The organism is Enteractinococcus coprophilus, from assembly GCF_006716305.1.
Lineage (GTDB): Bacteria > Actinomycetota > Actinomycetes > Actinomycetales > Micrococcaceae > Yaniella > Yaniella coprophila.
In genome coordinates this window covers 877,900-904,362 of the sequence record NZ_VFOU01000001.1, presented here as the reverse complement: position 1 = coordinate 904,362, position 26,463 = coordinate 877,900, and the positions used below count along the sequence as shown (strand labels likewise).

32 protein-coding genes are annotated in these 26,463 nt (G+C 57.5%); 17 read left to right on the top strand and 15 right to left on the bottom strand.

Features of this window, described 5'->3' with window-relative positions; all coding sequences use genetic code 11:
* Positions 1–26 precede the first annotated feature (26 nt).
* Genes FB556_RS04155 through FB556_RS04145 form a run of 3 tightly spaced genes read right to left on the bottom strand, consistent with a single transcriptional unit; the run spans position 27 to position 2,084 of the window.
* Positions 27–791, bottom strand: a complete 765-nt coding sequence (locus FB556_RS04155; protein ID WP_141864976.1) for a hypothetical protein — start codon at positions 789–791, stop codon at positions 27–29.
* The gene (locus FB556_RS04150) at positions 791–1,714 is read right to left on the bottom strand and encodes an ABC transporter ATP-binding protein (protein ID WP_141864975.1); all 924 of its coding nucleotides are present in this window, start codon (positions 1,712–1,714) and stop codon (positions 791–793) included. Before FB556_RS04150 ends, FB556_RS04155 begins: the two co-directional genes overlap by 1 nt.
* Before the next feature lie 13 nt (positions 1,715–1,727).
* On the bottom strand, positions 1,728–2,084 hold the full coding sequence (locus FB556_RS04145) for a GntR family transcriptional regulator (RefSeq protein ID WP_141864973.1): 357 nt from the start codon (positions 2,082–2,084) through the stop codon (positions 1,728–1,730).
* Positions 2,085–2,375: 291 nt separating this feature from the next.
* Between FB556_RS04145 and FB556_RS04140 the strand changes: the two genes are divergently transcribed.
* Entirely contained in the window at positions 2,376–2,663 is a 288-nt protein-coding gene (locus tag FB556_RS04140) for a hypothetical protein (protein WP_141864971.1), read from the top strand.
* A gap of 11 nt (positions 2,664–2,674) precedes the next feature.
* Here the strand turns inward: FB556_RS04140 and FB556_RS04135 are convergent, their stop codons facing one another.
* Positions 2,675–3,025 carry a hypothetical protein gene (locus FB556_RS04135; RefSeq protein WP_141864969.1) on the bottom strand — a complete coding sequence of 117 codons (351 nt, stop codon included), beginning with the start codon at positions 3,023–3,025 and terminating at the stop codon, positions 2,675–2,677.
* A 318-nt stretch (positions 3,026–3,343) separates the two neighbouring features.
* On the opposite strand from FB556_RS04135, the gene FB556_RS04130 reads away from it, so the two are divergent.
* A complete protein-coding gene (locus tag FB556_RS04130) occupies positions 3,344–3,895 on the top strand; it encodes a YceI family protein (RefSeq protein ID WP_141864967.1) in 552 nt (183 codons plus the stop codon).
* Positions 3,896–3,922: 27 nt separating this feature from the next.
* Here the strand turns inward: FB556_RS04130 and FB556_RS04125 are convergent, their stop codons facing one another.
* The 4 genes from FB556_RS04125 to FB556_RS04110 all read right to left on the bottom strand — a co-directional run bounded on the left by FB556_RS04125 (position 3,923) and on the right by FB556_RS04110 (position 7,176).
* Complete coding sequence (locus FB556_RS04125; RefSeq protein WP_141864965.1) at positions 3,923–4,870, bottom strand: cation diffusion facilitator family transporter; 948 nt, start codon at positions 4,868–4,870, stop codon at positions 3,923–3,925.
* A 2-nt stretch (positions 4,871–4,872) separates the two neighbouring features.
* Positions 4,873–5,241: an ArsR/SmtB family transcription factor gene (locus FB556_RS04120; RefSeq protein WP_141865356.1), complete on the bottom strand. Its 369-nt coding sequence runs from the start codon at positions 5,239–5,241 to the stop codon at positions 4,873–4,875.
* Between the two features lie 51 nt (positions 5,242–5,292).
* On the bottom strand, positions 5,293–6,192 hold the full coding sequence (locus tag FB556_RS04115) for an amidohydrolase family protein (protein WP_246057188.1): 900 nt from the start codon (positions 6,190–6,192) through the stop codon (positions 5,293–5,295).
* 549 nt (positions 6,193–6,741) lie between these two features.
* The gene (locus tag FB556_RS04110; RefSeq protein ID WP_170200354.1) at positions 6,742–7,176 is read right to left on the bottom strand and encodes a universal stress protein; all 435 of its coding nucleotides are present in this window, start codon (positions 7,174–7,176) and stop codon (positions 6,742–6,744) included.
* 162 nt (positions 7,177–7,338) lie between these two features.
* Here FB556_RS04110 and FB556_RS04105 point away from each other — a divergent pair, with 162 nt between their 5' ends.
* Complete coding sequence (locus FB556_RS04105; RefSeq protein WP_141864962.1) at positions 7,339–7,566, top strand: tautomerase family protein; 228 nt, start codon at positions 7,339–7,341, stop codon at positions 7,564–7,566.
* Between the two features lie 15 nt (positions 7,567–7,581).
* Here FB556_RS04105 and FB556_RS04100 read toward each other — a convergent pair whose 3' ends face one another.
* Positions 7,582–7,857: a hypothetical protein gene (locus FB556_RS04100; RefSeq protein WP_141864960.1), complete on the bottom strand. Its 276-nt coding sequence runs from the start codon at positions 7,855–7,857 to the stop codon at positions 7,582–7,584.
* Positions 7,858–7,903: 46 nt separating this feature from the next.
* Complete coding sequence (locus FB556_RS04095; RefSeq protein ID WP_141865351.1) at positions 7,904–9,187, bottom strand: Y-family DNA polymerase; 1,284 nt, start codon at positions 9,185–9,187, stop codon at positions 7,904–7,906.
* A 324-nt stretch (positions 9,188–9,511) separates the two neighbouring features.
* Here FB556_RS04095 and FB556_RS04090 point away from each other — a divergent pair, with 324 nt between their 5' ends.
* The 6 genes from FB556_RS04090 to FB556_RS04070 all read left to right on the top strand — a co-directional run bounded on the left by FB556_RS04090 (position 9,512) and on the right by FB556_RS04070 (position 14,121).
* Positions 9,512–10,117, top strand: a complete 606-nt coding sequence (locus tag FB556_RS04090; RefSeq protein ID WP_141864958.1) for a recombinase family protein — start codon at positions 9,512–9,514, stop codon at positions 10,115–10,117.
* Between the two features lie 724 nt (positions 10,118–10,841).
* Positions 10,842–11,858: a hypothetical protein gene (locus FB556_RS04085; RefSeq protein ID WP_141864956.1), complete on the top strand. Its 1,017-nt coding sequence runs from the start codon at positions 10,842–10,844 to the stop codon at positions 11,856–11,858.
* Positions 11,855–12,286, top strand: a complete 432-nt coding sequence (locus tag FB556_RS13915) for a type II CBASS E2 protein (protein WP_484068180.1) — start codon at positions 11,855–11,857, stop codon at positions 12,284–12,286. Before FB556_RS04085 ends, FB556_RS13915 begins: the two co-directional genes overlap by 4 nt.
* Positions 12,279–12,818 (top strand): hypothetical protein, encoded by a 540-nt coding sequence (locus FB556_RS04080; RefSeq protein WP_141864955.1) that lies wholly within the window; start codon positions 12,279–12,281, stop codon positions 12,816–12,818. Before FB556_RS13915 ends, FB556_RS04080 begins: the two co-directional genes overlap by 8 nt.
* A gap of 341 nt (positions 12,819–13,159) precedes the next feature.
* Positions 13,160–13,522: a Cd(II)/Pb(II)-sensing metalloregulatory transcriptional regulator CmtR gene (gene cmtR / locus FB556_RS04075; protein ID WP_141864953.1), complete on the top strand. Its 363-nt coding sequence runs from the start codon at positions 13,160–13,162 to the stop codon at positions 13,520–13,522.
* Complete coding sequence (locus tag FB556_RS04070) at positions 13,519–14,121, top strand: cadmium resistance transporter (RefSeq protein ID WP_141864951.1); 603 nt, start codon at positions 13,519–13,521, stop codon at positions 14,119–14,121. The genes cmtR and FB556_RS04070 overlap by 4 nt, the downstream gene beginning before the upstream one ends.
* 43 nt (positions 14,122–14,164) lie before the next feature.
* Here the strand turns inward: FB556_RS04070 and FB556_RS04065 are convergent, their stop codons facing one another.
* Complete coding sequence (locus FB556_RS04065; protein WP_043057152.1) at positions 14,165–14,554, bottom strand: heavy metal-responsive transcriptional regulator; 390 nt, start codon at positions 14,552–14,554, stop codon at positions 14,165–14,167.
* Positions 14,555–14,646: 92 nt separating this feature from the next.
* On the opposite strand from FB556_RS04065, the gene merA reads away from it, so the two are divergent.
* On the top strand, positions 14,647–16,041 hold the full coding sequence (gene merA, locus FB556_RS04060; protein WP_110098748.1) for a mercury(II) reductase: 1,395 nt from the start codon (positions 14,647–14,649) through the stop codon (positions 16,039–16,041).
* A gap of 7 nt (positions 16,042–16,048) precedes the next feature.
* Here merA and FB556_RS04055 read toward each other — a convergent pair whose 3' ends face one another.
* Positions 16,049–16,579 carry a DinB family protein gene (locus tag FB556_RS04055; protein WP_043057151.1) on the bottom strand — a complete coding sequence of 177 codons (531 nt, stop codon included), beginning with the start codon at positions 16,577–16,579 and terminating at the stop codon, positions 16,049–16,051.
* Between the two features lie 230 nt (positions 16,580–16,809).
* Between FB556_RS04055 and FB556_RS04050 the strand changes: the two genes are divergently transcribed.
* From FB556_RS04050 to FB556_RS04035, 4 genes are all read left to right on the top strand, one after another.
* Complete coding sequence (locus FB556_RS04050; RefSeq protein ID WP_052504728.1) at positions 16,810–17,298, top strand: rhodanese-like domain-containing protein; 489 nt, start codon at positions 16,810–16,812, stop codon at positions 17,296–17,298.
* A 66-nt stretch (positions 17,299–17,364) separates the two neighbouring features.
* The gene (locus FB556_RS04045) at positions 17,365–17,631 is read left to right on the top strand and encodes an SHOCT domain-containing protein (protein WP_043057149.1); all 267 of its coding nucleotides are present in this window, start codon (positions 17,365–17,367) and stop codon (positions 17,629–17,631) included.
* On the top strand, positions 17,631–19,136 hold the full coding sequence (locus tag FB556_RS04040; RefSeq protein ID WP_141864949.1) for a multicopper oxidase family protein: 1,506 nt from the start codon (positions 17,631–17,633) through the stop codon (positions 19,134–19,136). Before FB556_RS04045 ends, FB556_RS04040 begins: the two co-directional genes overlap by 1 nt.
* A gap of 72 nt (positions 19,137–19,208) precedes the next feature.
* Complete coding sequence (locus FB556_RS04035; RefSeq protein WP_141864948.1) at positions 19,209–19,619, top strand: DUF302 domain-containing protein; 411 nt, start codon at positions 19,209–19,211, stop codon at positions 19,617–19,619.
* A gap of 77 nt (positions 19,620–19,696) precedes the next feature.
* Here the strand turns inward: FB556_RS04035 and FB556_RS04030 are convergent, their stop codons facing one another.
* Both FB556_RS04030 and FB556_RS04025 read right to left on the bottom strand, forming a co-directional pair.
* Positions 19,697–20,263 (bottom strand): YdhK family protein, encoded by a 567-nt coding sequence (locus FB556_RS04030; RefSeq protein ID WP_043057146.1) that lies wholly within the window; start codon positions 20,261–20,263, stop codon positions 19,697–19,699.
* A gap of 522 nt (positions 20,264–20,785) precedes the next feature.
* Entirely contained in the window at positions 20,786–21,772 is a 987-nt protein-coding gene (locus FB556_RS04025) for a C40 family peptidase (RefSeq protein ID WP_141864945.1), read from the bottom strand.
* 740 nt (positions 21,773–22,512) lie between these two features.
* Here FB556_RS04025 and FB556_RS04020 point away from each other — a divergent pair.
* Entirely contained in the window at positions 22,513–22,920 is a 408-nt protein-coding gene (locus FB556_RS04020; protein ID WP_141864943.1) for a four-helix bundle copper-binding protein, read from the top strand.
* 141 nt (positions 22,921–23,061) lie between these two features.
* Here FB556_RS04020 and FB556_RS04015 read toward each other — a convergent pair whose 3' ends face one another.
* Positions 23,062–23,658, bottom strand: coding sequence for a YdhK family protein (locus tag FB556_RS04015; RefSeq protein ID WP_141864941.1), 597 nt, complete (start codon positions 23,656–23,658; stop codon positions 23,062–23,064).
* Positions 23,659–23,855: 197 nt separating this feature from the next.
* Here FB556_RS04015 and FB556_RS04010 point away from each other — a divergent pair, with 197 nt between their 5' ends.
* Positions 23,856–24,065: a heavy-metal-associated domain-containing protein gene (locus FB556_RS04010; protein ID WP_110123102.1), complete on the top strand. Its 210-nt coding sequence runs from the start codon at positions 23,856–23,858 to the stop codon at positions 24,063–24,065.
* Between the two features lie 134 nt (positions 24,066–24,199).
* The gene (locus FB556_RS04005; RefSeq protein ID WP_141864939.1) at positions 24,200–26,440 is read left to right on the top strand and encodes a heavy metal translocating P-type ATPase; all 2,241 of its coding nucleotides are present in this window, start codon (positions 24,200–24,202) and stop codon (positions 26,438–26,440) included.
* Positions 26,441–26,463: the final 23 nt, after the last annotated feature.

The following is a 26,463-nucleotide window of genomic DNA, read 5'->3' as shown; positions in this document are numbered from 1 at the left end:
ACCGACGACGTGATTGAAAGATCGCGTTAGCCTGCGGTGGCTTTGCGAATGAGCAGGTAGTTCACTGCACCTAACAGGATGACGGCGAGGAAGCCCCAACCAGCCAGAGTGAATGCGTTCTGGTTGGTGAGCCACTGGCCGATGTTGGGCCACCAGTCGTTGAGGGTGATGACCACGACGGTGCCAAGGATCGCGACGATGACGCCGATGATCACGGTCCAGAGGATCGGGATGGTCACCCGGCGGTACAGGATGGCCCAGAAGAAGCCAAAGCACATGAAAAACAGTACGATGACCGCGGCAAACATGCCGATCCCGAAGCCTCCTCCGAGGTTTTCGAAGGATGGCGGACCGAACACGTAAATGTGGCGTCCGAAGCCTTCCGTAACTCGTTCGATGTAGTAGGCCAGCATGGTGGCGACACCGTAACCGGCGGCAACCACCACAAAGGCTAGGTAGGTGCCGATGACATACACGCGGCGGCTATAGCTCAGCGCTAGCGAGAACGGGAAGGTATGCGACGCTGTATAGGCGGCCATAAACGCTAAGTACCAGATGGTCGCTTGGGCTGCACCCGTGGAGAAGATCGGGTCCTCGGCGGGGATGCGGTCCGGCATCTGTGAATCAATGAAGAAGCCGATCCCTATTCCAAGCACCCATGCCAGGGCGAAAATAAACATCGGCAGCCAGATGAACGAGTACCGAACTGCGAACTGCAGGCGGAAGACCGCTGGCACCCGGGCGAAACTTGACCGATGTGGAAGCGTTGGTTGTGGTGTTGTGGTAGTCATCAGAAACCCTCCGATGCGGTATTGGTCTGCCCGTTTTTGCGGGTCAGGTGCACGATGAGTTGTTGTAGGGAGACGGGGATGAGGTCAAGATCGAGCTCATTGACCAGGCATCGTTCTGTGGCATTGAGTTTGCCCAGCACGGTTACCCGAGCGATCCGTCCGAGATCTTCCCGGTCTAGGACCTCGCGGGCCCCGACCACTTGTGCAACTGAGTCGGCGCGCCCGACCACGGTTACTGCGCGCTCGGCGAGTTCCTCTGCGGATTCATCCACCATGATCTTGCCCTGGTCAATCACCACGACATGTTCTAACAGGTGGGAGATCTCATCGATCAGGTGTGAGGAGACGACGACGGTTCGCGGATGCTCCGAGTAGTCTTGCAGCAGCCGATCGTAGAACAACTGGCGGGCCACCGCGTCGAGACCCATGTACGGTTCATCAAAAACCGTCAGCGGTGCCCGAGAGGCTAACCCAATGATCACTCCGACGGCAGATTTTTGTCCGCGTGACATCTTCTTGATCGTGGTTTTCTTCGGGACTCGGAATTCTTCGATCAGCTGTTGGGCGAAGCCTTCATCCCAGTTTTCAAAGGCTTCCCGCGCGGCACGGAACGCGTGCTTTGCTAGGGCATCTTCGGGATAGCGTTGTTCTTCTCGCACGAAACAAATATTTGGCAGGATTTGTTCGTTTTCGTGGGGCACTTGCCCGAAGACTCGCACCGAGCCAGACGTGGGCCAGTCTTGTGCCGTCATCACCGACATCAGTGTGGTTTTGCCAGCACCATTGCGACCGAGCAGGCCGTGAATCTTGTCTTTTTCAAAATTCAGGGTGACATCATCCAGGGCAATGGTGTCTTTGAAACGGCGAGTCAGGCCTTGTGCTTCGATTGCCCTGACACTGGTATCCGTAGTCGGGGTTGTCATGGTTTCTCCTAGGTTAGGAAGCATCGCGGTCGCGAATCATCGCGAGAACCGCTTCGGTTTCGAGTCCAATTGCCCGTGCTTCGGTCAGCAGGGGGTCAACGTAGCGCTGCGCGAACTGCTCGACTCTTTCATTGCGAACGATCTGTTGTGCACCCGGGGCAACGAAGGTCCCAAGGCCGCGTCGTTTGGTGAGGATACCTCGATCCACCAGGAGGTTGAGGCCCTTGCCGGCGGTGGCCGGATTCACGCGGTGAAATGCTGCGAGTTCATTGGTTGATGGGGCTTGTTCATCCTCTGCCAACGAACCGTCGAGAATCGATGCTTCGATGTGTTCTGCAATCTGAATGAACAGTGGACGACCATCATCCATGGGACTCACCTTCCACGTGTGTGAAACAGCTTCGCGAGTTCACTACTTCGCTGGTTCATTAGTCTACTAACTAACCCAGGTACGTGCAATCCCTTTTCACGGATCTTTTCAGCCAACCCACACGCCCGTGTGACTGCACCCCACATTGTCGACCACAAAACAGCGGCGCGACGGCGGCCTGCGGCGGTAGAAATCTCTGTCGCTCACGCACTGTTTCTTTCCAAGAAATGGGCGCAGTACAGTGACAACTATCAACAATGACCGCAGCTACGACACGAAAGGATTTGCGTGATGACTGAAGTTGATCCCGAAAACTATCACGATGACGATGAGCTGGACCTTGAAGAGCCGCTAGACGGCCGGGACGGCCAACCGCCTGAAGAAGGCTCCTCGGATGACCCCGAAACACTCGAGAAACACGACCCACTCCGCAAGCACGACCCGATCCTGGTGCAAACAGACAACGAATCGACCATCATCGGCGAAGCAGCTGAGCCCACCGAAGATGAATTCATTGACGAAGAGCACTTTATCGTGGACGACGCGGAACTGGATGAAGACTTGGACGGGCCTCAGTAACCACTCTACCCCTACGGTCGCTGCGCTCCTGGCAAGCATTCCCGGACTTCAATCCAGGTATCAAGTTGTCCGGCCAGGGTTGCGGCGACCTCCAGAGCCCGGTCGCGGTGTGCGACTCTAATCCCCCAGACCCTGGCCGAGGGCTTGCCGCCTTCATTGTAGAAACCATGGCGAACTTCCGCTCCTGGCCCCACGATGACAGCATGCGATTCCGGGTCGAGCACTTCGACCCAGTCAAGCTCGGATCGTTCAAAAAGCTCGTCCTCGAATCGGGCAAGAAAAGCAACCACCTCTTCACGCCATGCGGGACTACGATCTCGTAACTCTGACTCACGAATGTGCCATGACAATATGTAGCGCATCTTGAATTCCTCACACTGGTCCCGCCTAGAGCGATAAACCGCTCGACGCAGCGGGTAACTCTTATGCTCCCACCGCACGGGCGCAGTGTCGACCTGCTTTTTCAAGACATAAACAATCCCTGCATAGCGTGGCGTTTGCGGGCGAAGCAATACTTTGTATGTCAACAATTTGGCATGGCATGTTTAGACATTGATGCGTTAAGATGAGGTTGAGTTACAAAACGTAACGACCTGGCAGTTGTGCATGTCAGCGGCCCCCATGAGATTGGAAGGGTGCGCGCTCCACGGCGACCTACCCTTCACCAAAGGATTCTCATTATGCCTAGCAATTCCGAATTCGCCGGCACCTGGGATATTGACCCAGCCCATACTCGTATCGGTTTTTCTGCGCGCCACGCGATGGTCACCAAGGTCCGTGGAGCCTTCAACGAGGTGTCCGGTTATGCAATCCTCGATCCGGAGAACCCTTCGGCTTCCGAAATTGAAGTCCGGGTACAACTGGCCAGTATCGATACCCGAAATCAACAGCGCGATGAGCACTTACGTAGCGCTGACTTCTTCGACGTCGAGCACCATCCCGAGATGATCTTCCATGCCACAGGTATCGATGAGATCGAAGAAAACAACTACGTCGTCGTTGGTGAACTCACCATTCGTGGCGTCAGCCGTCCATTAACGATTCCGCTGCAACTCGTAGGGCTTGAGCGCGACCAAACCGGTGCGCTGCGCGCGGGCTTGGAAGGGACGCGTCGCATTGACCGGCGGGAATGGGGCGTCGAATGGAATACTCGCTTGGACTCTGGCGGAATGTTAGTCAGTGAGAAGATCACGCTGGAATTTGAGCTCTCGCTCATCAAACGCGAAGGCTAGCCGCACGCAGCGGTAGGGTTTCAAAGCTTACAATTGGTGCTGGAGCACTGACGGTTCATGCGCAGCTATATCAGCAGATTCGATCTGAAACGTTGAATGATGAATCGCCACATCAAAGTGCTCGCTGACGCATTTCTGTACTTCTCTGAGTTGTTGTGCAACGTGCCCGCTGGTGAAGCATTTATCCTTGACGACAATATGCGCGGTCAGCACCGGCAAGCCAGTGGCCACGGTCGAAGCATGCAGATCGTGCACATCGAGCACATGGTCTAGTTCCATAATGTGGCGCCGAACCTCAGCGAGGTCGAGGCCTTTTGGCGTGAACTCCATCAGCACGCTCAGCGTTTCTCGCATCAGTAGATAGGCTCGCGGCACGATCAGTGCCACGATAAATAAGCTGGCGATCGCATCCGCCTGGAGAAAGCCCGTGGTCGCCATGACGATTGCTGCGACAATGACGCCGAGCGAGCCTAGAGCGTCGTTGAACACTTCGAGAAACGCCGCGCGCATGTTAAAGTTCGCGCCGCGGCTGGAGGCTAACACTGCCAGCGCAACGACATTCGCTGCGAGGCCGAGCACACCGAAGACCAGCAATTCTATGGCCGGGACTTCTGGCGGATTGACGAGCCGTCGAATACCTTCGATCGCGGCATACACCCCAATGACCAACAGCAGGGTTGCCTGTCCCAGCGCGGCAATGACCTCAATGCGACGAAATCCCCAGGTCCGTTTCGCAGTCGGAGGTTTGAGCATCAAGGTGGCAGCAATGAGCGCTACAAGTAAGCCAGAAGCATCGGTCAGCGCGTGGAAAGTATCGGTCAGCAGCGCCAAGCTGCCGGTCACAATTGTTCCCACAAGTTGGACCAGCACGATGAATGCTGTGATACCAAATGCGATCCACAGTTTCTTGCGGAAATCCGGTGACTGTCCGGTTTCCTCTACCGATGGCCCGTGATGGTGATGACCTGCACCCATGCTTAGTTCTTCTCCAAAACCAACGTCTCTCCCCCACCACGCAAGTGCTGGCATAGCTGAGCACTCTTGCCGGTGGCTTCCAATATGGTTTCTGCGGCGGTGATCAAGGGTTTCAACAATTCGGGGTCGGCAAGCGCATACCAGGTGGCCCTGCCCTGTGGGCGGGAGACGATGAGGCCGCATTCAACCAAGAAGCTGAGATGCTTACTCACCGTGGATTGCGCAAGATCCATGTGCTCGACCAGGTCGCGCACGCGATGCTCACCCGAAGCGAGATGTTGCAGAATCGCTAATCGTGTGGGCTCGGCAAACGCTTGAAAGAGATGCGCGTACGCCTCGGTTGCCACGTCGTCGAGACCGCCCTGATTCATCGTCACACAGCGATATTAGCACTCTAGGACGATGAAAGTACAGCTTCTTCGTTAGCGGGGAAGATCCGCCGTCTGCCGCAGCAGTTTTGCTGGATTGTGCCACAACACCTTGCGCATCCACTCATCGCCCAGCCCCCAGTTGTGCAGCGCTTCGATCTGGTGACTGTAGCTATATGGGATGGTCGGGAAGTCAGTACCTAAGACCACCTTGTCGGCCAGGTCCGCCATGGTCTCGCAGTAGTTTTCCGGGATCGGCTCGAACACACGTTGGGCATAGTCCGTGCCGACCATCGTGGTATCTAGGTACACGTTCGGTGCTTGTTTTGCCAAGGTGGCAAACTCGTCGTACTCCGGCATGCCCATGTGCGCGATGACCAGAACCAGCTCCGGGTGCCGGTCGACCAGCTCGAAGATTGGTCCCGGCCCAGTGAATTCACCACCGTGTGGCCCAGAACCGCAGTGGATGACCACGGGCGCTTGAGCTTTGGCGATCGTTTCCCACGCCGACGTTAACAAGGGGTCCAGGACCGAGAATGCCCCGACTTGCACGTGCACTTTGAAAATTCGTGCCCCGTCGTCCAGCACTTGTTCAACCATCTCGTTCACGCCCGGCTCAGGAAAGAAGGTGGCCGAGTGGATCGCGTCATCGTAGGTGCCAGCAAACTGTTTGGAGTAGTCATTGAGGAACTCAGCCATCCCGGGTCGGTGCGCATAATTTAGGGTGCTGAACGCCTTGACCCCCAGATCTCGCAGGATCTGCACCCGTTGTGCCTCGGGGTGGCGGTAGGCAATGGGCCAGGCAGGTTCTCCCATATCGGGGAGCCGATCGAAGAAGCCCCAGACTTTTTGTTGCACGCGATCAGGCATGAAGTGCACGTGTAGGTCGATGACGCCTTCGAGACCTAAGGCATCAAGGTATTGAGGCAGGTGTCCGTCGTCCAGCTGGACCACTCGAGGCTCCTTTGACCGGGGATTTTGGGTCGTGTTCTTGTCCTCACTCTACAAACTCTGTGGGCATCAGGAGAACAGAAGACCGGTTCAGACACGGCTCTCAACGGCCCCTTCGGTAGCACGCATCAATGATGCACAGCGCATCGAAAAGTCAGGTAGTAGTCTTTCCGCCAGGTCTGACCGGCGTCCTCCGAGGCCTCCCAGCGGCCCGCAATCTCGTTATCGTGCACGTCGGCGAGAAAGCGTTAATGCAAGTCCGGGTCGTCTCGCCACAGCTTCCACGTCGAGCCGTCGAATGTCATGTTGAATACAGGCGAAACCATGCCTCGGACAGCGTCATTTGCCAATGACCGACCAGCACACCAAAGTTTTCAAGAAACGTATTACGCATCGACAGCTCTCCATCCCCCTGCGCTGATGCTCTGTAGATGCAAACGTCGCCTGTCACGGCATCCGGTGAGTTCGGTGGCACGATCCTAACAGGGGACCGCCTCGCGACTAGCAGCCTGCGAAAGTTGCGGTGCCGCGATCTCACCGGCCAGAATCGTTTTAGCTTACGCGGGTGTTCGCCACGTAAACATCGCAGGAGGCATTGACTGTCACAGAGCGGGCAATGCTGCCGAGGATCCGGGCTGGGCCCTGGACGCGTTTATTGCCCACCACGATGAGTCGTGCCTCAAGTTTTTCGGCCTCATCGACCAGCACATCGGCTGGGTTGCCGTGCGCGACGGTGGTGGTAATCGTCAGATCTGGGAACTCATTGCGCAGGTCATCAGCGGTTTGGGAGACGGTGCGCTCAGCATCCTCGACGAGGTTGATGATAACTTTCTCAACACCATCTGCTAGGGTGCGGCGCTCCCCTGGGCCGTACGCGGAGACCACGTGCAAGGACGCCCCAAAAGCTTGCGCGGTTTCTGCAGCCGTGCGCGCAGCAGATGCTGCTGTTTCGCTACCATCAGCACCGGTCACAATAACGTTTGCCATAATTCTCCTGATCGTTCTGCTCAACATACCCAAGACAGCCCCTCGGGGCTCGCGTTTTATCGTATCGGAACACGACGTGAACGGCTGTGTGCCCACGTTCTTTGACCAGACAGCGTAGCCTGGAAGATGTTCCCACAGGTTCTGAGCTTTTGAAGGATAGGTATGCCGCATATTGCCGTCAGCATGTACCCGGGCCGCGACGACGAGACCAAACGCGAGATTGCCGAAAAAATGCAGCAGTTCTACGTCGAGACCTTTGGTGTAGACCAAGAAGCCGTATCAGTATCGATCGTCGAAATCCCGGGCGAAGAATTTAGCGACGCGATTCAACAACGCTATCGTCCCGAGGAACTCTACATTTCGTCTCGGGCCATCCCCGCCGCCGAGTAAGCTCCGACGACGTCGTTAACGATCATCCGGCGGCGTTCCTTGACGGCGCTGCCGGAGATACCGGACCCATGGGCGACCAAACCCGAACAGCAACCACAAAAACAACACGCTCAGGCCGGCAATCACGACGGCGCTCAGCCAAGCTTGTACCGCAGACCAGCCGGTAGCCTGGAGCGCACCAAGCGCAAGATCCACCGCCAACCAGCCTAGAAACAGCAGGCAGGCCGCTAGGGGCAAAAGGATCTTCCAGGCACCCTGCATATCGACGACGTCATTCGCTACTTTTCTCATAGTCTGTTTATACTGCACGACCTGATGATGCGGACGTCGAGAGACGTTATTTCGCGTGGACGGTGAGCAGTTCATCCCAGTGGGTCGTGTAGCGCGGCGACATCATCTCGCGGCGCATTTGCCACGCAGGGCCCTCACGAAGACCGCCCCGACCCAGACCGATCGCGCTGCTGCCGTGCTCACTTCGGACCTGTTCTAAGAGTGCTCCAAGCTGCTTGGACTCTTGCTCGGACGCGAAGTCATCCAGCATCTGTTGACTCCCCACCGGGCGAAGTTCGGTGACCGTGATGCCGGCTTTGGCATACCGGGTACCGGGGATAATTTTCGACAGCAGGTGCTTGGCGGCTTTGGTGAGCACCACCGGATCCGACGTATACGACGACAATGACACGGTGGCCGAGGGCTGATGCGATTGTTCTTCGTTGAAGGAACTGGTCATCGCCCACGCAGTAACCACTTTCGCCTCGGCATGCTGCTTGTGCAAACGTGTCGCCGCGCGTTGCGCATAGATCGCCATGACCTGTTCCATGCGCTCCCGGTCCGTGATCGGCTCCGAGAAGCTGCGCGAAAATAACAGCTGGTCTTTCATTTCGCGCTCTTGTTCCATTGGAATGCACGGGATCCCGCGCAACTCGAGCAGCGTGCGCATCTGCACGATCGAAAACTTCTCACGGATCCGAAACTCATCGGCGTCCCGAAAATCCTTGATACTCATGATGCCCCGGGCATTGAGGCGTTTGACCATGCGCCGACCAATTCCCCACACCTCGCCCACCGGCAACTGCTCCAGCAGACCTTCACGGGTGGCTTCGGGCACGCGGTCCCAGACGCAGACTCCGGCAAGCTCTGGGACTTTCTTCGCGGCCTGATTCGCCAGCTTGGCTAACGTTTTTGTCTTCGCTATGCCCACGCACACGGGCAGACCGGTCAGCCGCCAGATCTCGCGCTTGATGTTCTCCCCCGCTGTCCGAACCTGTGCCAGCGTCCCGCGCAACCCAATGAACGCCTCATCAATGGAATACACCTCTGTCCAGGCCGTCATCCGCGACAAAATGCCCATCACGCGCGCTGACATGTCACCGTAGAGCTCATAATTACTCGACCGCGCAACGAGCCCCATCCGTTCAGCACTCGCTGCGAGTTTGAACCACGGATACCCCATCGGAATACCTAACTCCTTGGCTTCATTGCTCAGTGACACACAGCAGCCATCATTATTCGACAACACGACGACGGGCCGGTCAATCAGACTGGGATCAAAAACGCGTTCGGCCGAGACGTAGAAGGCGTTGACATCGACTAATCCAATGTAGTCATCCTTGGAGTTCATGTGAGCCGCCACTAGCAACCCCTTCGATAGTGTTCCGACGCCAGTGGAGCTGACCTTAGTACGGCCAGACATCCACTCCCCGATGAAGTAAAGCTAGTCTAAGCAGAAAAATACAACCAACAAAAACGGAACGTCCAAGTACCCGCCGAATCTACATGCGTCAGATACGGTCGTTTTTGACACACTCATCCCGGCGCTTCGCCTTTTTAATTAAGTACCAATGAAATCCAGGGTGCCGGTTTGGTGATTTTGTCGCAAAACTCAGTGTCAGTTTCTATGTGTCGAAATTATCCGTGTTTGATGAGTATTGCTACAGTAGAGGTCATGGCACATGCTTTGGGGTACGCCCGGGTCTCGACTGGCGACCAAGATGCACGATTACAACATGACGCATTAACCGCAGCGGGGTGTTATCGGATTTTTACCGATACCGCCTCCGGCGCACTCCAGTCGCGCCCGGAACTCGACAAACTCCTCGATCAGTTGCGCCCCGGCGACACCCTGGTGGTGTGGCGACTCGACCGACTCGGCCGTTCGATTCGCCACCTCATCGATCAACTCTCCGAACTCCAAGACCGCGGTATCGAGTTCCGATCCTTGCAAGAAAACATCGACACCTCCTCCCCAGGGGGCCGACTCGTGTTCCACATCTTCGCATCCCTGGCGGAATTTGAACGCGACCTCATCCGAGAACGCACCAACGCCGGACTGGCCGCTGCCCGGGCCCGCGGCAGAACCGGTGGCCGGCCACCACGACTCACCCCACACCAGGTCACCACCGCGAAAAAACTCTATGACCAACAAGACATGACCGTCGCCCAAATCGGCGAAGTCCTAGGCGTCAGCCGCTCCACGATCTATCGAGCACTCAAACGCGACCCGGGCTTCACACCCGCCCAGCGCCAACGCACCATAAAGCCGCAACAGTAAAGCGACCTACGAAGCTCACCTGAAACATGGCCTATCTGACCAGGGAGCCCTAGGACAGCTTTTCGGTTTGAAATTAACTCTAGGGGTGTGGACACCCCAGTCTCTTGCTTCCAACAGCGCTGTCGACCACACTCACTGGTGATTTGGGATGGCAACACGCCGTGTTGAAAATTTCTTTTTCTGTGGATATCACGGTGCATGAGGTAGCTGTGGAGATGTGCGTAACTTTTCGAACGTCACGGATAAACCCTGATATAGCGCGGAAGCATCAATAAGGGGCGCTTGTGGAATTTCAGCGATGAGGTTGTGGAGAACCCTGTAAGTCGACACCAAACTCGGTAGCACAACATCTAGTTGTGTCTTGCATTCCTAAACCCTAGATGTAGTATTTTAAGTGGGGCCAGGGCGTTCTTGGTCCTGAAGATCGGAGGGCTATTGGTTTCGCAAGAAGAGTGGCACACGGCAAGAGCCGACACGTGTTTGCATCATGTGGTCGTATTCATGGCGTTCATCTCGGGGCCAGAGCTAATCCGGTCACACCAAGTTTCGAATTCTGAAGAATAACACATAAAAATCGCCCGCATCGCGCCAACGATGCGGGCTTATAAATGAGGAGGCTAGTGCACTCCACCATAAATAACTGGGATGGTAAGAGTGTACCAAGATAAGTCGGCACTGTGTTGACTTGTCACTGGCCTACCTCATCGAGATTAAGGAAATCCTGATGAGCACGGTAACAGATACTTTAAATGAGGTTAGCGCACAGATCGACGCTGATCCGCTAGCTTTGGCGGAAGCACGCACACGGCTCAACCTCGTACTTGAGATTGCGGCCTCCTATGACGGGCAGCTAGCCACTTATAGAAGTGGATCGCTAGCAGCGCACACGATGATAGATCCGGTGTCGGATGGTGATGGTGGGCTGATCTTGGATCGGCGTTCTCACCCGGATCTGGGACCCGAAGGTAGAGGTGAGACCCCCCTTCAGATTGTTGAAGAACTCCGCAGCTACATGGCCCCTGTTATTCGAAAGACATATCCAAAAGCTAGGGTCACCACCTCGAAACGTGGCCCGATGGTACATTTCGGGCAACCAATCAACGGCCAAAACCCTACGGTGGATCTTGTCGTTGCGCTTACCCGCAAAGAGGATCCAGGGTTATGGATCCCAAACCTCAACACGCGTACCTGGGACGCCTCGGATCCTCAACGCCATGTGGTGCTGCTTGCTTCTGGAACGGATTCGCAGAAACGTCTTCGGCGACGAGTAATCCGCTTAGCTAAAGCGTGGAATAACCAATACACGGACCCGGGGGTGTCATCGTTCCTGTTGTCGGTGTGGGCCTATGAATTCATCCGACCCGGGATGGGCGTTGCAGCAGGACTGCATGCATTATTTGAAGGAGCAGCTACGCGCCTTGAGTCCAGCACCTCCACCCCGGATCCAGCCGGCGTCTCGCCAGATTTGAAGCCAGAGCTGCCTATCAAACAAGTCCGTCCCAGATTACGTACTGCTGCGGATACACTCCATGAAGCGATTTCTAGCACCGACGATCAGGACACCGTCAGAGCCGCTCTGGCGAGGCTTTACCCGAAGTACATTTCGTTCCCGGAACAGGCATCTTTAGCAGATGCCGTCGCGCTGCTCAGTGCGCGAAAACCAACCACAACGGCTCAATTAGGCCTCACGACCACACCGGCCGTCATTCCTCCGACGCGGTCTTATGGGGACAAGCTATGAGTTTCCGGAAGGGTTATCAGCAGCCACCCTGGTTCGCCCCACCTGCGCAACGCATTCGCTTCCTACATGAGATCCAACAAAACGATCCTCAAGCCGAAGTCATACGGCCTCGCCGTAAATACAAAGGGGGCTTCGCAATCAAGACAGCACTGACCCCCACGGGCCTCCCGGCTCGAGAGATTGAGGTGCATTTTTCGTTGGGAACCCCTAATGTCCCACACATCTTTAGCGATGGCCCGACAGATTCGCCGCACCGTTACAGTGATTCAAGTCTATGTATTTGGTACCCGTATGACCCCAAAGAAGCACGCTGGCGACCTATTGATGGACCAGCTGCTCTCCTAGGCCACATTGCGGCGCACCTCATTAAAGAACAGTGGTATCGGCAAACGGGTGAATGGCCAGGAGAACAAATCCATCATGCATAGGCAGCTATTCTTTCTTGAAGCAGATTCCACGATTTCGGAATCGAGCCCCAGTGGTTTAGAAATCCTTCTAACTAGCGCCCTCGTCGTTGCGATCGTAACCGGCCTATTCAATTGGTTCTTGGCGTTTCGTCGAAGTCGAGAAGAAGAGCGTACACGAAAACGCGAACTCTATGCACAAGCGTTTGCAACCTACACCGAGTATAAGGAATACCCATATGTGATTCGACGGCGAAACCACGAAAAGCCAGCCGAAGAACGCATAAGAATTTCTGAACAAATTCGCCAAACCCAAGAAAGGCTGAACTTCTTTCTCGCCTGGACGCAGGTCGAATCCAACCCGATTGGGAATGCTTATGCTGATTTAGTGTCAGAAGCAAGACGCAGAGCAGGAACAGCCATGAAAGCTGCCTGGGAAGACCCTCCCATAACAGAGGATGCCCATATGTCGATCCCTCGGTCCCTAGTTGATCTCAATGGATTACAAGCATACGAAGTCAAATACTTCAAAGCTATCCAGGATCACCTCAAGTGACCCCAACGCCAGATATGTACCCCCGGTCACGTGGACTGGTCAGCTACTAACCTCACCCTCGAAGACAACTAACTCGCTCAGCAAGACGCCTGTAGTACCCGAGCTGCATTAAACCGTCGACTGGAGTCTAAAGCCCTCGTGGAAAGAATGTATAACCAACCAAAATAAACCTGCTTCGACAGCATACTCTCGTCGGGCCATGAGGTGTGTAAAAGGGTATACCCTCTTTGACAGTACTCAACTGTTGTCGTGGTGGAAATTCTTTAGGGGTGAGCATCGATCTACTCCACTTCTCGTAAAACCCAGAAGAACTATTCAGTCACTGCTGTATAGTTCAGCGCATGCTGACGAATGATGCACGTATTGATGTGATGAACCGCTTGGGTCGAGCCATGGCTGACCCCACGCGGTCCCGCATCCTGTTGACCCTGTTGCGTGGGCCAGAGTATCCGGCGGTACTCGCCCAGAACCTTGAGCTGACGCGGTCGAACGTGTCAAACCATCTGGCCTGTCTGCGGGACTGTGGGATTGTGGTGGCGCACCACCAGGGACGCCAGACGCGCTATGAGATCGCCGACCCACACCTGACTCGGGCACTGACGGCGCTGGTGAACACGACCCTGGCCGTCGATGAGGCCGCACCGTGCATCGACCCGGCCTGCACTGTGGGGGACTGTAGTGACGTTGCGGAGGTGAGTGCGTGATCCTGTCCTCCATTGCGCAAGCAGTTGGGCTGTTCATCGCCACCAATATCGACGACATCATTATCTTGTCGTTGTTCTTCGGCCGAGGCCAAGGACAACCCGGCACCACCCGCCGTATCCTGCTGGGACAATATCTCGGATTCCTCGGCATTCTCGGGGCTGCCGTGCTTGCGGCCCTGGGCGCCCAAGCGCTGCTACCTGACCAAGTGCTGCCTTATTTTGGCCTGATCCCACTGGGGCTAGGCCTATGGGCAACATGGCAGGCGTGGCGCAATCGCGACGACGACGATGACGACGCAGCACAGCTGGAAGGCAAGCGAGTCTCGGTCTGGACCGTGGCCGCGGTGACCTTCGCCAATGGTGGCGACAATATCGGGGTCTATGTGCCAGTGTTCGTCAGTGTTAGCTGGAGCACAATCCTGGCCTACTGCATCGTCTTCTTACTCCTCGTCGCCGTCCTGGTGTTTGTGGCTCGATGGATTACGTCCAGGAAACCTATCGCCGAAGCCCTGGAACGGTGGGAACACATTCTGTTTCCAGCAGTCCTCATTGGGCTGGGCGTTGTGATCCTCATCAGCGGCGGAGCCTTCGGTCTCTAAGCCACAGCGGTTGAACAGTTCTTGCAGTCATCAGCTCTGGCGGTCAGAGGTTGGTGCAGATGGCCTCGGCGTGGCACGTGGCGGGGTCCGCTGCGCGGCTGGTGTGGTGCAGGGCAGTGACGGTCTGGCGTAATTGGATGAGGTCAGCGATCTGCTGGTCGAGCTCGGTCAGACGGTTGGCCAGCAGCGCGTCGACGTGGGCGCAAGGCGGCTGGCCGGTATCGCGCATCCGCAGAATCTCACCGATGTGGGCCAGGGACAGTCCCGCGCGTTGGCCTCGACGGATGAAATCGAGTCGCCAGAGCATCGCTTCGGGGTAGTCTCGGTAGCCGTTCGGGGCCCGATCCGGGGGTGGCAGCAGCCCGATGGCTTCGTAATAGCGCAGCGTTTTGGTGGTGGTGTCGGCAGCGTCTGCCAATTCGCCAATCCTCATTGAACTCAAGGCTCCTTTATGATCGTCGGACTTGACCTTCCAGTGTACTGGAAGGTTCATACTGGGTGCAGACCAAAGAAAGAGGCAAACAGATGGTACAAGGTTTCGACGTTGATCTGGTGGTGGTGGGCTCCGGTGGCGCTGGCATGGCGGCAGCCATTACAGCCCGGCGGGCCGGCAAAGAGGTGTTGGTGATCGAGCGGGACACCCTCGGTGGCACCTGCGTGAACATCGGATGCGTCCCGTCCAAAACGCTGTTGGCCGCGGCCGGCACCCGGCAAGCCGCCCTGACCAACCCGTTCCCCGGGGTCCCCACCTCCGCCGCGGGCGTGGATCTGGGGTCGCTGGTCGGACAAAAAGACCAGCTAATCACCCGGCTGCGAGACACCAAATACGCTGAGGTCGCGGCCGCGCATGGGTTCCAGATCCGCACCGGGGAGGCCTCCTTTGTTGATCCCGACACCCTGGTGGTGGATGGGACCCCGGTGACAGCCGGTTCGATTGTGCTGGCCACCGGCGCGGTGCCAGCCTTACCACAGGACGTGACCGGGTTGGACGAGGTGGACTATCTGACCTCGACCACGGCCATGGCACTGACCGAGCTGCCCGAGTCCATGATTATTATCGGCGGCGGCTACGTCGGCATCGAACAAGCCCAGCTTTTTGCCGACTTGGGCACCCGGGTGACGATCATCGGCCGGATCGCCCCCACCGCCGAGCCAGAAATGACCGCCATCCTCCGACAAACCCTGACCCTCGATGGGATTACGGTGCTCGAAGAGCACGCCACCGGGGTGACCCAGGAGCATGACCAGATCCAGGTGGCCACCGCCTCGGGACGCAGCCTGTGTGCTGAGCGCCTGCTGGTGGCCACCGGCCGCCGCCCGTCCACCGAGCATCTCAACCTGCCCGCCGCAGGTATCACCACCGACCAGGAGGGATTCATCCTCGTCGATGACCACCAGCGCACCACCAATGCGCGGGTCTTTGCTGCCGGTGACGTTACGGCGGCCCCGCAATATGTCTACGTCGCCGCGGCCACCGGCAAAGCTGCCGCGGCCAATGCCCTGCGCACCGATCCGCAAGTGCCGGCCACGAAAGTCGATTACACCGGCCTACCTGCCGTGATCTTCTCGCGCCCCCAACTGGCCACGGCCGGACTGACCGAAGCCGCGGCCCGGAGAGCCGGGTACCGGTGTCACTCCCGGGTGCTGAGCTTCCAAGACCTGCCGCGCGCCTTAGTCAATCACGACACTTGCGGGGCGCTGAAGATGGTCGCCGAAACAGGAACCGACAAAATCCTGGGCATCAGCGCTATCGGCGATCACGCAGCAGAGCTCCTGCTCCCGGCAACTTATGCGATCACCGCGGGGATGACCACCCGCCACCTCGCCGACACCTGGGCACCCTATCTGACCACCTCCGAAGCACTGCGCCTGGTGGCAGGCACCTTCCATGACGAGCTGCCCACGTCTTGTTGTGCCTGACCCTTTGTTATTCGGGGGTGTGGGGCAGGAAACTCAGTTGCTGGGCGTGGAAGGCGAAATGTTTCGTGGGGTAGGCGTAGAGGTCGGCCACGGTCATCACCGGCCGAAAAAATGGATCCCACCGGGTGGGAAACGCCATCTGCAGCCCCAAGGAGGCGTGGGACTCGGTTTCCAGGTTGGCGGCCAGCGTGGTCGTGACCCGACGCAACTTCCGGGCCATCCGGTGACGATTGTACACGCGCGATGCCGCCCAAGACCCCCAGTAATTGACCCAATCAAAGGGCTTGGTCCCGGCATCGAGCAACCCAGCAAAGGCATTCCCCACGGACGGTGGCAACCGACCGAAACACTTGACGAGGGGCAGCAGGCGTCGGGTCACCATGTAACCGAACACCATGTGAAACAACAATTCTTCGTTGGTCCAGCGCGTACCGGCGCTTCGGCTACGCAACTCGGCGTCACCAGCCAGCGCGAGGAAGGTTTCCAGATCGCCACAGGCGTGCAGATATCCAACGGTGATCTCAGCACGGTCTATCACGGTGACCTTCTTCGGTCCGGAGCGGGGTCTTGCTCGCCTTGTCCTTTTATTATGGACTGCATTTCAACCTGTCTTGGCAGCATAGTTGCGCACACGTACGCAGCATCTAATCGGGCATACCTGGTTAGACGTTTTCACGTTTGGCGTTTGGTGTTGGCAAGCGCTATTCGAAGTTGCAGCTTCGAATACCCCTCTATGTCTCTGACTGGTATTCCAATAGGGTAGGGGGTATGGGACATACTTCGCGTGCTATATATCGTCAGTCCAGAGTTCGTACTCAAGAGCCGGCCAGCGTGCCGTGGCATGCTGCAGACGCCGAGGACTTGGTAGTGGTCGACTCTACGTGGGGTGAACTGCAACCACTGCACTGCGCCCCAAACGTGGTGACTGTTGGGGAGCTGGAGTTGATCGAAGCGGTCAACAATGGAGCTGTCCTTGTTGATAGTCGCTTACCGGATTCCCGGGCGGGGGTGACCATCCCTGGGGCGATCAATATCCCCCACGACCAGATCTTAGACTCCAAAGATCGACTTGATCCGTCGCGGCTGACCGTGTTGTTTTGTAATGGCCCGCAGTGTCCGCAGTCCCCACAAGCGATTCGAGCGTTACTGGAGGTCGGCTATCCGGCTGCAGGGCTGGCGTACTATCGGGGTGGTATGCATGACTGGGTGACGTTAGCGATGCCCGTAGTATCTGTTGGTCAAGCCCATGAGAGGTAATCGCTGGGTTGGGTTGCGGTGGCTTTGGGCAGTTGTGGGTGGCAGTATACAGAATGGAGATAGGACATGATGGATGGTTATGGTTCGATGATGGGCTGGGGGTGGATGTGGCTGTTTTGGGCGCTGCTGGTGATTGGTGTGGTGCTCTTAGTGGTCCTGACTATCCGGTTGGTGCGTGGTGGCACCTCCGGGCCAAGTGGTGACCCTCAGAGGTATAGCCACAGCCCTGAATCGTTGACTGCCCGGCAGATCCTTGACCAGCGGTATGCTCGCGGCGAGATCGATACTGACGAATATACAGCACGACTGCGCACCCTTGACGAGGGCCGTTAATGCAGCCGATGACTCGTCGTCAGGTACTGCTGTTGGGTGGTGCGGGCACAGCAGCCATCGCTGCCGGGGCGGCCGGGGTGTGGTGGACACAAGCCACACGCCAAGGTGTCAGCGGTGGTGCTGATTTTGAGCAACCACCGGTATTGGAAAGCGCCAACGGCTCCCTGGATGTGGAGCTGACCGCAGCCCCATATACGGCACGTATCGCAGGCCAAGAGGCTTTTGTGTTGGGGTATAACGGCTCGTTGCCAGGTCCCACGCTGGTGGTGGCGCCTGGTGATCAGATCAACCTGACCCTGACCAACCACTTAGCGGCGCCAACAAATCTTCATGTCCACGGGTTGCATGTCTCACCGCAAGACAACAGCGACAATGTCTTCGTCGCGGTGGACCCGGGTGAGGCCTTTGCCTACCACTACCAGTTGCCAGCCGATCACCCACCGGGGGTGTATTGGTATCACCCACATCATCATGGCAATGTAGCAGACCAGCTCTTTGCCGGACTCTATGGAGCCATCATCGTCCAAGACCCAGATCCTGTGGTCGTCACACGGGAACGGGTGCTGGTGATCTCGGACATTTCTTTGACTGCAGATGGTTCCGTAGCTGGGGCTGACCCCATGGATACGATGATGGGCCGAGAGGGCAACCTGGTGATGGTCAATGGTCAGGTGAATCCTACGTTGCAGGCCCGGCCGCACCAGCGGGAACGATGGAGGATCATTAATGCGTGCACCTCCCGCTACCTGCACCTTGAACTGGACGACCAGCAGCTGGAGTTACTGGGCATCGACGCTGGTAGATACCCGGAACCTGCCACAGTGGACGAGGTTGTCTTAACCCCGGGCAACCGGGCCGATGTGATCGTGACCGCATCGGCTGGGACCTCGATATTACGTGCTGTTGCAGTGGACCGGGGTGGTATGGGCATGATGGGCGGCACTGGCTTTGGTTTAGCTTCGCCAGGCCAGGCTGAGGTTCCGTTAGCTACCTTTGAGGTCAGTGGCACCCCAGTCCAGGCGCTGGATGGAGTTGGCCAACCGTCTGCACCGCGGGATTTACGCTCCGAGACTGTCACGGCCAAACGTGAGCTGACCTTTGGCATGACCATGGGTATGGGTGGCGGTATGGGCATGCGCCACAACACCGCTGCATCCCAGTCGCCCGGTGGTTCTGGCATGATGGACTTTACGATCAACGGTGCGGTCTTTGACCCTGCCCGGGTGGATATCACCGCCGGTGCCGGGACCATCGAGGAATGGACGCTGCAAAACACCAGCCCAATGGATCACCCGGTGCATCTCCACGTCTGGCCCATGCAACTAATCGAAACCCAGGGTACGGCTGTGCAGGAGCCTGCATGGCAGGATGTGGTCAATGTGCCAGCCAACAGCAGCGTCAAGATGCGTATCGCCTTCGATACCTTTGTCGGCAAAACCGTCTACCACTGCCACATCCTGGATCACGAGGATCTGGGCATGATGGGCATCATCGAAGTCCGCTAGGACAAAACCAACCCGCAGCATCGATGCGGGGAACCACAAGACTGAAAAACCCTACCGAAAGAAGTCCCAACCATGACGTATACCCACACCATGACCGTTGACTTATCCTATGACGAGGCTGTTGCTAGGACTCGAAAAGCCCTGGCTGCACAAGGATTCGGTGTCTTAACCGAAATCGATATCCCCGCAACATTTGAGACCAAGCTTGGTCCCGAAGCGGCAGCAGACATCGGAGACTACATCATTTTAGGAGCCTGCAATCCCACACTGGCCCAGCAAGCGCTAACTGCTGACCCAGCCATGGGAGCATTACTGCCCTGTAACGTCGTCATCAGACGAGCACCAGAAGCAAAGGTCACCACCATCCAGGCCCTTGACCCACAGACCATGGTCCAGCTGAGCAATACACCGGCGGTCACCGAAGTCGCCAAGGATGCAGAGCAACGCCTCCAAGCCGCCCTGACAGCACTGAAAACCCTCTAAAGCGTCTTGCGGTGGCCCGTCGAAGGCTGTGGCAACACTCCACCGGTGCACGGACACCTCACGTTGTCTGATCGATATTATTCGGCTGGTTGGAGTTCACTTTCGACTACCCATTTGTGGTTGGTCAGCTCCGTGCCATCGATGGTCGCATCCACCATGTACACGGTTTCTTGTGTGGAGGCCTCGATGGTGGCGTCAGCACCGTCCATGGCCTCCATATGATCAGCTGCCAAGACCACTTCAGTGCCCTCTGCTAATGGTGGGGTGCCTGGGTCGGCTAATTCTTCATGGATCACCCATGTGTGATCCACCACCGGCTCGGATCCATCAGTGGGGGTATATGTTACCGAGTAGGTGGCCGTATCAAATGCCCCAGAAATGGTGGCTGCACTGCCTTGCATCCCCGGCATGTGATCCGCAGTAAGTTCTACCGTGGTACCTACTGGGTAGGTAGGATCTTCTGCCTCGGCAAGATCCTCGGGTGCGGGACCACCATCAGGATTATGCGCATGTTCCTCAGTTTGCGTGGCGGTGGGCTGGTCCTCAGTTGCGTCTTGTTCTGTATCGGTGGCACAGCCTGCCAAGAACAGTGCCCCAACAGCTGCTACAGCACTGATTCGGGTGGCTACAGTCGTGCGTTTCATGCATCCTCCGGTCATCTCAGCCCCTCCGCTTAGAATCTATAACCACTATCAAAACCCTGAACTTGAGCACTGTGCGCTTGTTCTTCCCAGATAAAGAGGCCTTATTCAGGTATACCTGAGTTGACACATTTCCTTCTAAAGATACGGATGAAATTTGTCTTACTCATCTAGGACATCTATGACTAATGCGGCTTGCAAGAAACCCTGAGTTTGGTTACCCCAAGTCGTGCAGGGAAAAAAATTTATGCTCGATCTTGGAAACGACCTCAAGTCGCAGAAATACTAGAGCGTGCTCTATTGATCTCGACAGGGCATCTGCAAAAAGTGACTGCAGCACAAAGTCGGTGAATTAATTGCCTTAGTTGCTGTGAGGGGTTGTAGCGCAAGCAATACGCCAATTGAAACTGATATAGGCCGCTAAACGAAGTTAACAGTCACAATGCTCGGGGTACAAATTTGCCCCCGACGCATAGTATCGTCGGGGGCAAATCTAGTTAAAGAGCTTTATAGCGCTCTTGTAGCTTAGTAGCGTCCGTATCCGAGCACGTTGTTATACTGGGAGTAAGTGTCGAGGCTGTTCACGGACAGACCTGCGCTTGGGTTGCGGGCGTGGGCAATCTGGCCGTTCCCGACATAAACGGCCACGTGGGACACTCCGCCGTTGCCGTAGAACACGAGGTCACCTGACCGCAGCTGGTCCTTGGAGATTTTCTGTGCAGAGGCATACTGTGCTGCTGAGGTCCTCGGGATACTCTTACCATCTTGACTCAAGGCTTTCTGGGTGAAGCTGGAGCAGTCCCACTGGTTACCTTCGCCATTAGCACCCAGACGGTAGCTTGCGCTTGAGCTGCTGGCAGTGCTGATGGCCCACGAAGCGCCCGAGGTTGAGGGGGCAGACTTGCTTGCGGTCTGTGTGGCTGCGCTGCTCTTCGCTGGGGAGTTAGAAGTCGTGGAGGTGCTAGCGGGGGAGTTTGACCGGGAGGAACTCGTCGAGATGCTAGCGGAGGGGTTTGATCCAGAGGAACTCGTCGAAGCGTTTGAGCTAGCAGAACTTGAGCCGCCAGGAATGGTTAGCTGATCACCGGGGTAGATCAAGGTCGAGGTTAACCCGTTTTCGCTCATCAACGCTGAGACGGAGGTGCCGTGCTGGGCAGCGATTTCGGATAGGGTGTCCCCGGATACAACTGTGTAAGTTTTAGTGGAAGCGGATTCAGAAGAGCTGGAGCTACCCGAGAACGACAGCCGCTGACCCGGATAGATGAGGCTTGAAGACAGCCCGTTTGACTGCATAAGGGTTGACACGGTGACATTGTCGTGCTGGGCGGCGATTTCGGACAGAGTGTCTCCGCGTTCCACGGTGTAATCGGCATGAGCTGGCGCAATTCCGGCTACGCTGACGCCCGCGAAAGTCGCGAAACTGGCCATTCCAACTTTCATGGATCGCATGTGACGACCGCGACGGTGACGCTTCTCGGCTTCGATGCGTTCACGGCGAGTTGTGTAAGTCATAATTGTGCGTATCTCTCAGAAGATCGAGGTATAAGGGGGACCCTCTGATTCACTCAAGAACGAGCCCCTTAGTCGTTATGGAAACGTTATATAGCGTGACACTATCGTTATCAAAACGCAACCCAGGGTGACTATTTTCGCGCCTGCGCGCGAGGAGCCGAGTGGTTACTTCGCTGCAATTACGGTGAAGTAACGACTTGCTCATAAAATCCTGAATTTAACCTTAGAGATACCTGACCGTCCATAATTGCTTCTAAAAGTATACGGGGGCACTCTAGAAGAGGAGGCTCACCCTCTGTCGGCGGTGTTGACATCCATGATCAAAACCACGCCTAGACCATCCTAAGCGTCGCCACTGGTGTGGTGATAGATACCTTCCCCTGTCACCGCTGGCAGCATCCGAGCCCTCGCCTAGGCGGCCCGACGTACCATTACCACTTACCAATGCGGCCCCCTGTGGGGTCTCGAAGGTGTTCCAGACCACCCGAGAAACCTTCGAAAACACGCCAAACAGCGTTGCGCCTCACCATGAGTTAAGAACAATCTGCGTCGCCGATGTGACATGACCCGACTTGCCACACAGCGCCGAGGACGTCTGGTGATTCATCCAAAAGGGGACGGGATGGAGCCCCTGGAAGATAACACCCTTCATTGTCGCCATACCCACGGGCGAGTAGGGTCGCTGGTAGGGCAGAAGCCCTATGATCGCTTGAGAAGCTACCGAACCGAAGGAGCCGATCATGACGCATATTACGTCGATGCTGGAAACCCATCCCAATGACACCAGTGGCTTGGATGTGCAGAAGCTAGCCGCGTGTATTGAGGCGTGTTTTCAGTGCGCTCAGACGTGCACTGCCTGCGCGGATGCCTGCCTGGGCGAGGAAATGGTCACCGAGCTGCGCAACTGCATTCGCCTCAACCTCGACTGTGCCGATGTGTGCACCGCCACCGGTCACCTGTTGAGTCGGCGTACCGGCAGTAATCTGGCCACCGTGAAGGCCGCGTTAGAAGCATGCCGCATCGCGTGTGCTGCATGTGCCGCTGAGTGTGAACAACACGCCGAAATGCATGAACATTGTCGCGTGTGCGCTGAGGCCTGTCGACGCTGTGAACAGGCCTGCGCAGACCTGCTGGCAGTCATCGGCTAAGCCACCAGACCCAGCAATGCCAGAGGACCAGTCGAAACACCTCTTCGACTGGTCCTTTGGCATGCTTGCTACTATCTCACACCGGTCGGCCATCGCTGACGATGGGCGCAGCCATCTGCTGGGGTGTGGGCTGGTGGGGTCTTAGTTGCCGGGTTGGATTTCGCTTTCCACGACCCATTTGTGATTAGTCATCTCCATGCCGTCCATTGCGAAATCAACCATGTAGACGGTTTCGTCGGTGGAGCGATCAATGGTGGCCTCGGCACCCTTCATGCCCGGCATGTGATCGGCGTCTAAGACGACGTCGCTGCCGGCTTCAAGCGGCGCTTCGCCGGGGTTTTCGAGTTCTTCATGCACGACCCATTTGTGATCGGTCACCGGCTCGCCCCCATCGGTCGGGGTGTAGCTGACGGAGTAGGTGGTGGTATCAAAGGCGCCGGAGATGGTGGCCTCGGCACCGTCCATGCCGGGCATGTGGTCGGCCTGCAAGATGACCTCTTCGCCTACCTGATACCTGGGGTTCTCGGCTTCTTGGATGCCTGCTGGTGGTGGGCCGCCGTCTGGGTCGTGATCGTGGGCTTGTGCATCAGAAGTGGAGGTATCGGTTTGCGTCTGGTCTTGGGTGGGGGTGGATTCTGGGGCGGTCTCGTCGTCACCGGTTCCGGCACAACTGGTCAGGGCCAAGGCCCCCACTGCTGCGCCGAGAGTAAGTCGAGTCATCAGAGTCAGTTTGTTCATCAGTGCTCCTATCGTAAGAACGCATCTCTGGACGGTTCCGCTCCGGCAAAGATCTCACGGCACAAAGGTCATTTCACACTGTGAGCCCTCCCTGTGGCCATCCTGGAATGGCAGGATGCCAAGGAAACTATTCATTGAAATATACCCTATAGGGGTATAGAGTATCGAGGCAAGCATGTCGGAAAAGGAGCACAGGAATGCACACTAGTGAATTTGTCGTCCAGGGAATGAGCTGCGGTGGGTGCGAGACCTCGGTTCGCGAGGCCGTCTCACAGCTTCCCGAAGTGACCGACGTCCAGGTCAGTGCCCAATCGGGTCGATTGGCCGTCACCGGTCAGCAGCCGGTTGATGATGCTGCCGTGCTAGCCGCGGTCGATGCGGCGGGTTACCGTGCGTCGAGTGTCTAGCGTGAAACCACCACCCAACCCAACGACCTGATGAGCCCACAGGCCCTCACGAGGCGCTACACGCTCGATTGATATCGCCCGGATCTTCGGGCACGGCAACATTTCATGATCACCTCCACGGAAAGGAATCCGGCATGGTTGCACGCGACCACCACGGACACCACCACCCCAACGGCCATACGGCTCACGACCAGCCCCAGTCTGCTAAGGCCACCGCCACCCACACGGATCATCACGCAAGCCACGAAACTGCCATGGGGCACGGTGGGCATGAGCATCATGAACATGCCTCGGGCGGGCACGGCCAGGAGGGCCAACACCATGCCGGCCACGAAGCACACGGTGGACATGCCGGTCACGGCCACGGGGACCACGGAGACCATGTCGGACAGTTCCGGCGGTTGTTTTGGATCATGTTGGTCCTGGGCATCCCGGTGGTGGCGTTCAATCCGATGTTCGCCCACCTGCTGGGCTATCAACTGCCTGAGGCCGCGTGGGTCTGGTGGGTATCGCCCATTCTGGGCACGATCATCTATTTCTGGGGCGGCCAGCCCTTCTTGACGGGCGCCGTCTCCGAGATCCGGGCCCGACAGCCGGGCATGATGCTGCTTATCGGGTTAGCCATTACGGTGGCCTTTCTTGCCTCCTGGGGCGCGACCTTAGGCATCCTGGATCACGAGCTGAACTTCTGGTGGGAATTGGCCCTACTGGTGGTCATTATGTTGTTAGGCCACTGGATTGAGATGCGATCCCTGGCCCAAACCACCTCCGCCTTAGACTCCCTGGCCGCCTTGCTGCCGGATGAAGCCGAGAAGATCGACGGCGACGAGGTGGTGACGGTCACTCCGGCTGAGCTGGTCGTCGGAGATGTCGTCATTGTCCGGCCAGGTGCTGCGGTCCCGGCTGATGGCCAGATCGTCGATGGTAGTGCCTCCATGGATGAATCCATGGTCACCGGAGAATCCAAAACCGTCCGACGCGGGCAGGACGACCACGTCGTGGCCGGCACCGTGGCCACAGATTCCGGCCTGCGGGTCGAAGTCACCGCCATTGGAGATGACACCGCGCTGGCGGGGATCCAGAAACTCGTCGCCGATGCCCAAGCCTCCTCGTCCAAAGCCCAACGCATCGCTGATCGGGCGGCGGGCTGGTTGTTCTGGTTCGCCCTCGGGGCCGCAGTGCTGACCGCGCTGGTGTGGTCCATGCTGGGGGTGCCCGACGCCGCCGTAGTACGCACCATTACGGTGCTGGTCATTGCCTGTCCTCACGCCTTGGGGCTGGCCATTCCGTTGGTGGTCTCCATTGCCACCGAACGCGCCGCCCGTGGCGGGGTATTGATCAAAGACCGCCTGGCGCTAGAATCGATGCGCACCGTGGATTCGGTACTGTTCGATAAAACCGGCACCCTGACCAAAGGCGAGCCCACCGTCACCGGGATCCACCCCGTGGGCGATCGCACCGAAGATGACGTGTTAGCGTTGGCTGCTGCTGCCGAAACCGACAGCGAGCACCCCTTAGCCACCGCGATTGTTGGCGCTGCCCGCACCCGCGAACTCGACGTGCCTGCTGCCACCGAGTTCTCCTCCTCACCCGCCGTGGGTGTCAAAGCCACCGTTAACGGCACGGTCATCGAAGTCGGCGGCCCCTACCTGTTAGACCACCATGGCCAAGCAGAGGCACCCATCGCCCGGCAATGGCGCGACGAAGGCGCCATCATTCTCCACGTCCTAGCCGATCGACAGGTCATCGGCGCGCTGCGCCTCGCCGATGAAATCCGACCCGAATCCCGCGACACCGTGGACGCCTTGCATGCCCATGGGGTCCAAGTCGTGATGATCACCGGCGACGCCCAAGCCGTGGCCGAAACGGTCGCTACCGAGTTAGGCATTGACCGGGTCTTTGCCGGGGTCCGTCCCGAAGATAAAGCCGCCAAAGTCGCCGAACTGCAAGCCGAGGGCCGCAAAGTGGCCATGGTCGGTGATGGCGTCAACGACGCCCCGGCCTTAGCCCAGGCCGATGTCGGGATTGCCATTGGTGCTGGCACCGATGTGGCCATCGGCTCGGCCGGGGTCATCCTGGCCTCCTCGGATCCACGCTCGGTACTATCCGTATTTGAACTCTCCCAGGCCAGCTACCGGAAAATGAAACAAAACCTGTGGTGGGCTGCTGGGTATAATATCGCGGCCGTCCCCCTGGCCGCCGGGGTGCTCGCCCCCATCGGGTTTGTGCTCCCCATGAGCGTGGGGGCGATTTTGATGTCGGCCTCCACCGTGGTGGTCGCCCTCAATGCCCAGCTGTTGCGCCGCTTGGATCTCACCCCGGCCGCCAGTGCGGCTAGGTCTCTGGATCGGGCACCCGAAACCTTGGACGCCTAACATGAGACACTGCTGTGACAACA